The following is an 11,945-nucleotide window of genomic DNA, read 5'->3' on the forward strand; positions in this document are numbered from 1 at the left end:
CGAGGGACGCGCCGCTAGCGTACAAATTGTCGTTAACGACCACCCGGCTCTAAGGCTGACAATGCGACTGGCTTTCCCGACCCTGTTGTTCACTGCCGTGGCCCTGCTATTGAGTGCCGCTGGTGTGAATGCCGCACCACAACATGCAATGACCGTGTACGGCGAACCGGCCAAATACCCTGCCGGTTTCAGTCATTTCGACTACACCAATGCCCAGGCCCCCAAGGGTGGCGCCATGCGTCGTTCGGCGATCGAAATCGGGCACTTCGACCATATACTGCCCTACATCGACAAGGGTATCGGCGTCTCACAGATCGACGGCCTGCTCTACTCCCCCCTGGCCCAGCGCTCGCTCGATGAACCTTATACCGTGTACGGCCTGGTGGCGCAGACAATGGAGCGTTCCGAGGACGGCCTGTCCTTGCGTTTCCAGCTCAACCCAAACGCGCGTTTTGCCGATGGCAAACCGATCACTGCCCAAGACGTGCGCTATACCTTCGACTTGCTGATGACCCAGGGCAGCCTGCGTTATCGCACCCAGTTCGCCGACGTCAAAAGCGTCGAAGTGGAAGCGCCGCTGACCGTTCGCTTCGATTTCAAAAACAATCAAAACCGCACCCTGGCGCTGGACATCGCGACCTTGCCAGTGCTTCCCCAGCACTGGTGGAGCACCCGCGACTTCGCCGATGGCGGCGGTTACGAGCCCCCCCTGGGCAGCGGTCCATATAAAGTGAGCAAGGTCGACTCCGGGCGCAGCATCACCTTCGAACGCAACCCTGACTGGTGGGGCAAGGACTTGCCGGTCAGTCGCGGCCTGTACAACTTCGATCTGTTCAGCATCGAGTACTTCGGCGATACCGACGTGGCACGCCAGGTACTGCGCGGTGGTGCCTACGACTACAACCGCGAGTTTTCCGCCACCGGATACTCCATCGGCTACGAAAGCCCGGCCCTGAGCGACGGCCGCCTGCAAAAGGCCCATCTGGCGACCCAGGCGCCGCAGCCGTCCCAGGGTTTTGTGTTCAATCTGCAAAAACCGATGTTCCAGGATCGCCGGGTGCGTCAGGCGCTGGTGATGCTCTGGGATTTCGAATGGAGCAACCGGCAGATGATGCGCAACCTGTACATCCGCCAGCAGAGCTTCTTTTCCAACACGGACCTTGCCGCCCGACAATTGCCGGATGCCGGCGAGCTGGCGATTCTCGAACCCTTGCGCGGGCAGATTCCCGACGAAGTTTTCACCCAGGTGTTCGAGGCACCGAAAACCGATGGCAGCGGCCTGATTCGCGACAAGCAATTGCAAGCTCTGGACTTGCTCGAACAGGCCGGCTGGAAACCGGACGGTGATCATCTGGTCAACGCCAACGGTGAGCCACTGAGCTTTACCTTCCTGGTCAGCCAGAACGGTCTGGACCGTTTGCTGCTGCCTTATAAGCGCACTCTGAAACAGATCGGCATCGACCTGAACATCCGCCGCATCGATTCGTCCCAGTACGTCAACCGCCTGATGAGCCGCGACTACGACATGATCGTCACCGGCTACCCGGTCACCACCTCTGCGGGGGGCGAGTTGTTCAACTATTTCGGCTCGGTGGCGGCGACCGATCCGGGCTCCAACAACTACATGGTGTTGAGCAACCCTGCGGTGGACAGCCTGATCAAAGGCCTGGTGCGGGCCGATACCCAGCCTGAAATGCTGCGCTATGCCCACGCGCTGGACCGGGTGCTGCAATGGAACTACTACTGGATTCCCAACTATTACCCACCGGGCACCTCCACAGTATGGTGGAACCGCTTCGGCATCCCGGACGTGCAGGCGAGCAATGACGAAGCCATCGAAAGCTGGTGGGAAATGAGCCGCACACCACTGACCAACCAGCAAATGACCGCCGAGCGCATCCGCCGAGGCAGACCCGGAGGGCCGCACTGATGTGGGCTTACATATTGCGGCGCCTGCTGTTGATCATCCCGACGCTGGTGATCATCCTGCTGGTCAACTTCGTCATCGTCCAGGCCGCGCCGGGCGGGCCGGTGGAACAGGCCATCGCCCACCTGCAAGGCATAGGCGGTGCCGCGGTCGGCGGAGGTTCCAGTGAAGCCATGAGCGGCACTTCCCGGGCCAGTCGCGGCCTGGATCCAAAGCTGATCAAAGACATCGAAAAACAGTACGGTTTCGACAAACCGGCCCACGAGCGCCTGTGGCTGATGCTCACCAGTTACGCACGCCTGGACTTTGGCAAAAGCTTCTTCCGGGGCGCCACGGTCACTGACCTGATCCTGGAAAAAATGCCGGTCACCATTTCCCTCGGGTTATGGGCGACGCTGATCACCTACCTGGTGTCGATTCCCCTGGGCATCCGCAAGGCTGTGCACCATGGCAGCCATTTCGATATCTGGAGCAGCACCGCGATCATCATCGGCTATGCCATGCCGGCATTCCTGTTCGCCATGTTCCTGATCGTGGTGTTTGCCGGCGGCACCTCATTGAACTGGTTCCCGGTGCGCGGGCTGGTCTCGGACAATTTCGAATCGCTGTCGACCCTGGGCAAGGTCGCCGATTACTTCTGGCATCTGGTCCTGCCGGTGACGGCGCTGGTGATCGGCGGTTTCGCCACACTCACCATCCTGACGAAGAACTCGTTCCTCAATGAAATTACCCGTCAATACGTGGTCACCGCCCGCGCCAAGGGCTTGAGCGAGCGACGGGTGCTGTACGGTCACGTGTTCCGCAACGCCATGCTGCTGGTGGTATCGGGCATCCCCCAGGCCTTTATCAGCGTGTTCTTTGCCGGCTCGCTGCTGATCGAAGTGATCTTCTCCCTCGATGGTCTGGGGCGCATGAGTTACGAAGCCGCGGTGTCGCGGGACTATCCGGTGGTGTTCGGCTCACTGTTCATCTTCACCCTGTTCGGCCTGCTGATAAAACTGGTCGGCGACCTCTGTTACACCCTGGTCGACCCGCGAATCGATTTCGCCGCGAGGAATGCCTGATGCTCAAGCTTTCTCCGCTGGCCCGCCGCCGCTTCGAGCGCTTCAAGAAAAACCGTCGTGGCTGGTGGTCGCTGTGGTTGTTTATCGGTCTGTTCATGCTGACCCTGGGCGGCGAACTGATCGCCAACGACAAACCGCTGATGGTCAGTTATCAGGGCCAGTGGTACTTCCCGGCCCTCAAGCGCTATACCGAACAGGAGTTCGGCGGGCAGTTGCCGTTTCAGGCCGATTACCGCAGCGACTACGTACAGCAGCTGATCAAGAAAGACGGCGGCTGGCTGCTGTTTCCGCCGATCCCGTTCAGCGACGACACGCCGAACTATGACCTGAACAAACCGGCACCCAGCCCGCCCTCCAGCGTGAATTGGCTGGGCACCGACGACCAGGCGCGCGATGTATTGGCCCGGGTGATTTTCGGCGCCCGGGTGTCGATCCTGTTTGCCTTGATGCTGACCCTTGTCAGTGCCCTGATCGGCATCGCCGCCGGCGCCCTGCAAGGCTACTACGGTGGCTGGGTCGATCTGCTCGGTCAGCGCCTGCTCGAGGTCTGGTCGGGTTTGCCGGTGCTGTACCTGCTGATCATCCTCTCCGGATTCGTCGAACCGAATTTCTGGTGGCTGCTGGGGATCATGGCGCTGTTTTCATGGCTGGCGCTGGTGGACGTGGTGCGCGCCGAGTTCCTGCGCGGGCGCAACCTGGAATACGTCAAAGCCGCTCGCGCATTGGGCCTGACCGACCGCAAAGTCATCGTGCGGCACATTCTGCCCAATGCCATGAATGCGACCTTGAGTTACCTGCCGTTCATTCTGACCGGGGCCATCTCGACCCTGACGGCGCTGGACTTTCTCGGCTTCGGCATGCCCGCCGGCAGCGCTTCGCTGGGCGAACTGATCGGCCAGGGCAAGCAGAACCTGCAAGCGCCCTGGCTGGGGCTAACCGCATTCTTCACCCTGGCGCTGATTCTTTCCCTACTGGTGTTTATCGGCGAGGCGTTGCGCGATGCGTTCGACCCTCGCTCCTGAAGACATGGCCATGCAACGGACATTGATATGCTTAACCTGATCGAAATCCGTGACCTCAGCGTCGCCTTCAGCGGCCAGACCGTGGTGCGCAACCTGAACCTGGATATCAGCCCCGGCGAATGCCTGGCGCTGGTCGGCGAGTCGGGCTCGGGCAAGTCGGTCACCGCCCACTCGATCCTGCAATTGCTCCCCGAATGCGGCACCGAGACGACCGGCAGCATCCGTTATCGCGGCCAGGAGCTGGTGGGGGCCGAGGGCAAAAAACTGCGTCAGTTACGCGGCAATCGCATTGCGATGATTTTCCAGGAGCCGATGACCTCGCTCAATCCGCTGCACAGCATCGAAAAGCAGATTGGCGAGACGTTGCTGGTGCATAAAGGCCTGGCCGGTAAAGCGGCGCGGGCACGAATTCTCGAACTGCTGCATCTGGTGGGCATTCAGAAAGCCGAGGAACGACTCAAGGCCTATCCGCATCAATTGTCCGGGGGCCAGCGTCAGCGGGTGATGATTGCCATGGCCCTGGCTTGCGAGCCGGAGTTGCTGATCGCCGACGAGCCGACCACCGCACTGGATGTGACGGTGCAGCGCAAGATCCTGTTGCTGCTCAAATCCCTGCAACATCGGCTGGGCATGTCGCTGCTGCTGATCAGCCACGACCTCAACCTGGTGCGCAGCATCGCCCAGCGGGTGTGCGTGATGAAGGCCGGGGAAATTGTCGAGCAGGCGCCTTGTGAAACGCTCTTCAACGAGCCGAAACACCCTTACAGCTGCGAGCTGTTGAACGCCGAACCGGAAGGTGAAGCCCCGCCCCGAGACCAGCGCGAAAACGTGCTGGAGGTGGATAATTTGCAGGTGCAGTTCGCCGTCAGTGGCGGCCTGTTCCAGCGCAAGACGTACCTCAAAGCCGTGGACGGCATCAGCCTGAACATCCAGCGCGGCAAAACCCTGGGCATTGTCGGCGAATCCGGTTCGGGCAAGTCCACTCTGGGTCAGGCGATCCTGCGTCTGCTCGATTCCGAAGGCAGCATTCGCTTCCAGGGCGAGGCGCTGGACGGCTTGACGCAAAAGCAGCTGAGGCCGTGGCGCAAGAAGATGCAGGTGGTTTTTCAGGACCCTTTCGGCAGCCTCAGCCCCAGAATGTCCGTGGCGCAGATCATCAGCGAAGGCCTGCAAGTGCATCGTCAGCTGAGCGCCGAGCAATGTAATGCTGAAGTTAAACGGGCACTGACGGAGGTCGGCCTCGACCCGCAGAGCCGTCATCGCTACCCTCACGAATTTTCCGGCGGCCAACGCCAACGCATCGCCATTGCCCGGGCACTGGTGCTCAAGCCCGAATTGATCCTGCTCGATGAGCCGACCTCGGCGCTGGACCGCACCGTGCAAAAACAAGTGGTCGCCCTGCTCCGCCAGCTTCAGGAAAAATACGGTTTGACTTACCTGTTCATCAGCCATGACCTTGCGGTGGTGCGCGCCCTGGCTCACGACATGATCGTGATCAAGGATGGCAAAGTGGTGGAAAGCGGCGCCAGCCATGACGTGTTCGATGCGCCGCAGCATCCGTATACCAAGGAGCTGTTGGCGGCGGCGCTTTTGGGGCATGCATGATTCAGTGCCAGGCTTCAGACCGCGTCGCGACAATCGCGAGCAGGCTCACTCCCACAGGGGACCGCATTCCCTGTGAGCTGCCGCAGGCTGCGATCTTTTGATCTTGATCCCAAAAATGGACGCTACAGATGAACACCACCGAAAACCTCAAGGACTACCAGCGCGTGCGCCTGCTGGCGATCCGCTCGCTGTTCGAGATCATCGAGCAATCCAGCGAAGGCACGGTGATTGTCGACCGCGACGCCAACATCGTCTGGATGAACGAGCGCTATGCCCGCCGTTTCGGCCTGGAATCGGCGGAAATTGCCATCGGTAAACCCTGCGAAAGCGTTATTCCCGGCAGTCTGTTGCGCGAAGTGGTGCGCACTGGTCGGCCGATATTGCTCGACATGCAGGACACCTCAAAAGAACCGCTGGTGGTCATGCGCCTGCCAATTCACGACGACACCGGCGTGGTGATCGGCGCCATCGGCTTTGCCCTGTTCGATGAATTGCGCAGCCTTTCACCCATGCTCAAGCGCTACATGAGCATGCAGGAAGAACTGGCCTCCACCCGCTCGCTGTTACGCGCGCGGCAGACCAAGTACAACTTCGCCCACTTCATCGGCACCAGCGCAGCCAGCCTCGAAGTCAAGCGCCGTGCCCGACGCAGTGCCAGCACCGAATCGCCAGTGTTGCTGCTGGGCGAAACCGGCACGGGCAAGGAGTTGCTGGCCCAGGCCATCCACAATGCCTCGCCGCGAGCGCACAAGGCCTTCGTCAGCATCAACAGTGCGGCGATTCCCGAGTCGTTGCTGGAGGCCGAGTTCTTCGGCACGGCCCCTGGCGCCTTTACCGGAGCCGATCGCAAGGGCCGCGCCGGCAAGTTGCAGATCGCCCAGGGCGGCACTTTGTTCCTTGATGAAATCGGCGACATGCCGCTGCCCCTGCAAAGCAAACTGCTGCGGGTGCTGCAGGAAAAAGAGTTCGAACCGGTCGGCTCCAACGAAATGATTCAAAGCGATGTGCGAGTGATCGCCGCGACGTCCACGGACCTCGAAGCGGCCATCAAGCGCGGCGAGTTTCGCGCCGATCTGTATTACCGCCTCAATGTGTTGCCGATTCAGGTCCCGCCCCTGCGCGACCGCCTCGACGACGTGCCGGCGCTCAGTGAAGCGATCCTTGAGGAACTGCGCAGCCAGCACGAACTGCACCACGAAGCGCTGGCGCTGCTGACTCAGCACGCCTGGCCAGGGAACATCCGCGAACTGCGCAACGTACTGGAGCGAGCCGCCCTGCTTAGCGATGACTTGCGCCTGACAACTGCGGATATCCGTGCGGCCATTGGCACCTTCACCCCGGTGGAGCGTGTGGCGCCCTTGACCCTTGAGCCGCTGGCCCATGAAACGTTCAGCGCGGCGCGGGAGCGTTTCGATCGGCATTTGATTGAGACCACCCTCGCACAATGCGGCGGCAAGGTGATTGAGGCGGCGGCCCGGCTGGGGCTTGGGCGGTCGACGCTTTACAAGAAGATGGCGGCCTTGGGGATTGCCGAGTCTCAATAGTGAGATATCTATCTCTTTTTGTAGACACCGTTATTTTTGCGCTTGCGCGCATCGCCAGCAAGCCGGCTCCTACGGGTTGTAGGCGCACCAACGTACCGTGGAACACCGCTCACTTGTAGCAGCTGGCTTGCCAGCGATCATTCCAGCCGCGCAACAAATTCTCCAGAACGAGACGAATTCGCCACCCGCCGCCCCACAAACAAAATATATCGTTATATTTCAACAACTTAAGCACATGGCACAAATCTCGCTATACGCCTCTCCTACAACAGATCCACCCTACAAAAATAACAACCCAGGAGACACACCATGAGTGTGATCATTGCCTTGGCAGCCCTCGCGCTGCTGATGCTGGCTGCTTACCGTGGCTACAGCGTTATCCTTTTTGCCCCCATTGCCGCCCTCGGCGCTGTCCTGCTCACCGACCCTTCCGCCGTTGCCCCCGTCTTCACCGGCGTGTTCATGGAGAAAATGGTCGGCTTCATCAAACTCTATTTCCCCGTATTCCTGCTCGGTGCCGTATTCGGCAAGCTGATCGAGCTGTCGGGCTTCTCCCGCTCGATCGTTGCTGCCGCGATCCGCCTGCTTGGCACCCGCCAGGCGATGCTGGTGATCGTGCTGGTCTGCGCGCTGCTGACCTATGGCGGCGTTTCGCTGTTCGTGGTGGTGTTCGCGGTTTATCCCTTCGCCGCTGAGATGTTCCGCCAGAGCAATATTCCCAAACGCCTGATTCCGGCGACCATTGCCCTGGGCGCATTCTCCTTCACCATGGACGCCCTGCCCGGCACTCCGCAGATCCAGAACATCATCCCCAGCACCTTCTTCAACACCACCGCCTGGGCCGCGCCCTGGCTGGGTGTGATCGGCACCATCTTCGTGTTCTGCGCCGGCATGCTGTTTCTGCAGCGCCAGCGCAACAAGGCGCAACGCACCGGCGAAGGTTACGGCACTGATTTGCGCAACGAGCCGGAAACCGCTGCCGACATCAAGCTGCCCAATCCATGGATCGCCCTCTCGCCGCTGCTGGCGGTGGGCATCATGAACCTGTTGTTCACCCACTGGATTCCACAGTGGTACGGCAAGACCCACAGCCTGCAGCTGCCGGGCATGGCCGCTCCGGTCACCACCGAAATCGCCAAACTCACGGCGATCTGGGCGGTACAAGCCGCGCTGCTGGTGGGCATCCTGATGGTGCTGGCATTCGGTTTCCAGGCCATTCGCAGCAAGCTCGCCGAGGGCAGCAAGAGTGCGGTCAGCGGCGCACTGCTGGCAGCGATGAACACCGCGTCGGAATACGGTTTCGGTGCCGTGATCGCTTCGTTGCCGGGCTTCCTGGTACTGGCCGACTGGCTCAAGAACATTCCCGATCCGCTGGTCAATGAAGCGATTACCGTGACCCTGCTGGCCGGTATCACCGGCTCCGCGTCGGGGGGCATGAGCATTGCGCTGGCGGCGATGTCCGAGCAGTTCATCAGCGCCGCCCACGCCGCGAACATTCCCCTGGAAGTGCTGCACCGGGTCGCCGCGATGGCCAGTGGCGGCATGGACACCCTGCCGCACAACGGCGCGGTGATCACCTTGCTGGCGGTCACCGGGCTGACCCACCGCGAGGCCTATAAAGACATTTTCTGTATTACGCTGATCAAGACACTCGCGGTTTTCGTGGTGATCGGCACCTTCTACGCCACTGGCATTGTGTGAGGTATTCATGACGACTTTATCGGGCAAGACCGCACTGGTCACCGGCTCCACCAGCGGCATCGGCCTGGGTATCGCGCTCAGCCTGGCCAAGGCCGGGGCCAACCTGATCCTCAATGGTTTCGGCGACCCGTGCGAGGTCATCGCCCAGGTGCAACAGTTCGGCGGCAAGGTCGGCCATCACCCGGCCGACGTCAGCGACCCGGCACAGATTGCCCAGATGATCGCCTATGCCGAGCGCGAGTTCGGCGGCGTGGATATTCTGGTCAACAACGCGGGCATTCAGCACGTGGCAGCGGTCGAGGAGTTTCCGGAGGAGCGCTGGGATTCGATCATCGCCATCAACCTGTCGTCGGTGTTCCACAGCACCCGCCTGAGCCTGCCGGGCATGCGCGCCAAGGGCTGGGGCCGGGTGATCAACATCGCATCCGTGCATGGCCTGGTCGGCTCGGTGGGCAAGGCGGCGTACGTGGCCGCCAAGCACGGGGTGATCGGTTTGACCAAAGTGGTGGGCCTGGAAACCGCCACCAGCAATGTCACCTGCAACGCGATTTGCCCGGGCTGGGTGCTCACGCCATTGGTGCAAAAGCAGATCGATGACCGCGCTGCGACCGGAATTGATCCGCAGCAGGCACAGCATGATTTGCTCGCTGAAAAGCAGCCATCGCTGGAATTCGTGACGCCACCGCAACTGGGTGAACTGGTGCTGTTCCTGTGCAGCGAGGCCGGCAGCCAAGTGCGTGGGGCGGCGTGGAATGTCGACGGCGGGTGGTTGGCGCAGTAAGCGCCTGCAAGCCCCTTGTGGCGAGGGGGCTTGTCGGACCGCCGCACCGCCCCGTTCGGCTGCGAAGCAGTCGCAAACTCTATGCTCGCGGTATACCCAGAAAATGGGGGCGCAGGGCCTGGGGTGGCTTCGCCACCCAGCGGGGGCAAGCCCCCTCGCCACAAAAGCACCCATGTATGCGATAAAAAGAGGCAAACCATGTCCGACATCCTCTGGCAACCCGACGCCAAGCGCATCGCCAAGACTCGCATGGAGGCCTTTCGGCGCTTCATCAATCAGCGGCATGCTCTGAAAATCGATGACTACCCTGCCCTGCACCAATGGTCCATCGACCAGCGTGAAGATTTCTGGCAGGCCATCGTCGACTTCTTCGACATCCGCTTCCACGATCAACCGGACGCGGTGCTGCGCGAAGGCCCACAGATGCCCAGCGCCCAGTGGTTCCCCGGCGCAACCCTGAACTTTGCCGAACACCTGCTGCGCCGTCGCGACGATGCAGTGGCGGTGGTGGCTGTCGGCGAAAACGGCCAGCGCGAACAGTTGACCTGGGCTGAACTCGCGGAGCATGTGGCCGGCTTTCAGAACGGTCTGAAGGCCGCCGGTGTCGGTATTGGCGACCGGGTCGCCGCGTGCATGCCCAACACCTGGCAAACCCTGGTGGCCATGCTCGCCACCACCAGCCTCGGTGCAATCTGGTCCTGTTCTTCACCGGACTTCGGCACCCAGGGAGTGGTTGACCGGTTCGGCCAGATCGAACCGAACGTGCTGGTCACCTGCGCCGGTTACCATTACGCCGGCAAGGAGATCGACCAGACTGCCAAGATCACCGAGATTCTCGAGCGCCTGCCATCATTGCAACAGCTGGTTGTCGTGCCCTACGCGCGAGCGCAGGCGCACATCGAAGATTTCCGCACGCAGGCCAACGTGACGCTGTGGGACGACTTTTACGACCCCGGCGGCGAGCCGGACTTTGTCCCGGTGCCATTCACCCATCCGCTGTACATCCTCTACTCCAGCGGCACCACCGGGGTGCCCAAGTGCATCATCCACAGCACCGGCGGCGTGCTCCTGCAACACGTCAAGGAGCACGGCCTGCATTGCGATCTCGGCCCCGGCGATCGCCTGTTCTACTACACCACCTGCGGCTGGATGATGTGGAACTGGCTGGTCTCGGCCCTGGCCGTGGGCAGCGCCGTGGTGCTGTACGATGGCTCGCCGTTCCATCCCGATAACTCGCGCTTGCTGGAGCTGATCGACGACGAGCGCATCAGTGTCTTCGGGACCAGCCCCAAATACCTCGCCACCCTGGAAAGCAGCGGTGTCAGGCCCAGGTCCAGCCACGATCTGGACAGCCTGAAAACCCTGCTCTGCACCGGTTCTGCCCTGGCACCGAAAAGCTACGACTACGTCTACCGCGACTTCAAACCCGACGTGCGCCTGGCATCGATGTCGGGTGGTACCGATATCGTTTCCTGCTTCGTCAACGGCAACCCCTGGCTACCGGTGCGTCGTGGAGAAATCATGGGCAAGAGCCTGGGCATGGCGGTGGAAGTCTGGAATGACGAGGGTCAGCCGGTGATTGGCGAAAAAGGCGAGTTGGTCTGTACCCGCCACTTCCCGGCGATGCCCGTCGGCCTGTGGAATGATCCTGACGGGAAGAAACTGCTGGCCTCGTATTTCAGCCAGTTCCCCGGCGTATGGGCCCAGGGCGATTATGCCGAGCAGTTGCCCCACGGCGCGATGATGATCCACGGACGCTCGGACGCGGTACTCAATCCCGGCGGCGTGCGCATCGGCACCGCGGAAATCTATCGTCAGGTAGAGAAAGTCCCGCAGGTACTCGACAGTGTCGCCATCGGCCAGCAGTGGCAGGAAGACGTGCGCGTGGTGCTGTTCGTGCGATTGCACGATGGCGTCGAACTGGACGAGGAGCTGCAGCAGCAGATTCGCCAGATGATCCGCGCCAACACCACACCGCGCCATGTGCCGGCGAAGATTGTCGCGGTCACGGACATTCCCCGGACGATCAGCGGCAAGGTGGTTGAACTGGCGGTGCGTAACGTCGTGCACGGGCAGAAAGTGAAAAACACCGATGCACTGGCCAACCCCGAAGCCCTGGAGCAATTTCGTGACCGTCCTGAACTGAAAACCTGAGGTTGCGCCCCCCCTGTGGGAGCGGGCTTGCTCGCGAAGGCGGTGTGTCAGTCGGCATCATTGAGAACTGATACTCCACCTTCGCGAGCAAGCCCGCTCCCACAGGGTGCCTGCAACGTGAACCGCTCACCCCACCGAATCCTCCAG

Annotated in this window: 8 protein-coding genes; all 8 read left to right on the plus strand. The window is 61.4% G+C overall.

What is annotated here, in order from left to right; all coding sequences use genetic code 11:
* Window positions 1-61 precede the first annotated feature (61 nt).
* The 8 genes from KW839_RS01635 (at window position 62) to KW839_RS01670 (ending at window position 11,798) form a co-directional block, all read left to right on the plus strand.
* Entirely contained in the window at window positions 62-1,930 is a 1,869-nt protein-coding gene (locus KW839_RS01635; protein WP_218423181.1) for an extracellular solute-binding protein, read from the plus strand.
* Window positions 1,930-2,991, plus strand: a complete 1,062-nt coding sequence (locus KW839_RS01640) for a microcin C ABC transporter permease YejB (RefSeq protein ID WP_218423182.1) — start codon at window positions 1,930-1,932, stop codon at window positions 2,989-2,991. The genes KW839_RS01635 and KW839_RS01640 overlap by 1 nt, the downstream gene beginning before the upstream one ends.
* Window positions 2,991-4,013 carry an ABC transporter permease gene (locus KW839_RS01645; protein ID WP_060540632.1) on the plus strand — a complete coding sequence of 341 codons (1,023 nt, stop codon included), beginning with the start codon at window positions 2,991-2,993 and terminating at the stop codon, window positions 4,011-4,013. Before KW839_RS01640 ends, KW839_RS01645 begins: the two co-directional genes overlap by 1 nt.
* Window positions 4,014-4,040: 27 nt before the next feature.
* Complete coding sequence (locus tag KW839_RS01650; RefSeq protein ID WP_218423183.1) at window positions 4,041-5,618, plus strand: ABC transporter ATP-binding protein; 1,578 nt, start codon at window positions 4,041-4,043, stop codon at window positions 5,616-5,618.
* A 128-nt stretch (window positions 5,619-5,746) separates the two neighbouring features.
* Complete coding sequence (locus KW839_RS01655) at window positions 5,747-7,162, plus strand: sigma-54-dependent Fis family transcriptional regulator (RefSeq protein ID WP_218423184.1); 1,416 nt, start codon at window positions 5,747-5,749, stop codon at window positions 7,160-7,162.
* A gap of 309 nt (window positions 7,163-7,471) precedes the next feature.
* Complete coding sequence (locus KW839_RS01660) at window positions 7,472-8,863, plus strand: GntP family permease (protein ID WP_060540629.1); 1,392 nt, start codon at window positions 7,472-7,474, stop codon at window positions 8,861-8,863.
* Window positions 8,864-8,870: 7 nt separating this feature from the next.
* Entirely contained in the window at window positions 8,871-9,644 is a 774-nt protein-coding gene (hbdH, locus tag KW839_RS01665; RefSeq protein WP_060540628.1) for a 3-hydroxybutyrate dehydrogenase, read from the plus strand.
* Between the two features lie 198 nt (window positions 9,645-9,842).
* Window positions 9,843-11,798, plus strand: coding sequence for an acetoacetate--CoA ligase (locus KW839_RS01670; RefSeq protein WP_218423185.1), 1,956 nt, complete (start codon window positions 9,843-9,845; stop codon window positions 11,796-11,798).
* Window positions 11,799-11,945 lie beyond the last annotated feature (147 nt).

The sequence above is a fragment of the Pseudomonas sp. PDM31 genome (genome assembly GCF_019218965.1).
Classification (GTDB): domain Bacteria; phylum Pseudomonadota; class Gammaproteobacteria; order Pseudomonadales; family Pseudomonadaceae; genus Aquipseudomonas.